The 416-nt window shown below is 37.3% G+C and carries 1 pseudogene; it reads left to right on the top strand.

The annotated features are described in order from the left end of the window. Positions 1 to 416: pseudogene (locus FUA24_RS24780) on the top strand (polyribonucleotide nucleotidyltransferase); the annotation flags it as partial.

Genomic DNA, 416 nt, shown 5'->3' with positions numbered 1-416 from the left:
CGCGTGAATATGAACCAGAAGCTGAAGATGATGCTATACTTGAAAAAGTAAAAGCGTTTGCTTATGATAAATGTTATGAGATTGCAAAAAGCGCTTCATCTAAACATGATAGAGGTTTGGCTTTTTCTGAAGTGAAAGACGCTTTAAAAGCTGAGTTTACCGAAGAAGAACTTGAAGAGGTTGGCGGTTTAGTATCAAAATACTTTAGTAAAGTACAAAAAGACGCCGTTAGAAATTTAGTTTTAGAAGAAGGTATCCGTTTAGATGGTCGTGCAACTACAGAGATTAGACCAATTTGGTGTGAGGTAGATTATTTACCATCTACACACGGTTCTTCAATATTTACACGTGGTGAAACACAAGCTTTAGCAACGGTTACCTTAGGTACATCGCGTGAAGCTAACATGATTGACAAC

Source organism: Seonamhaeicola marinus, assembly GCF_008085455.1.
The sequence above is the reverse complement of the archived record's forward strand: the minus strand, read 5'-3'. Positions and strand labels throughout refer to the sequence as shown.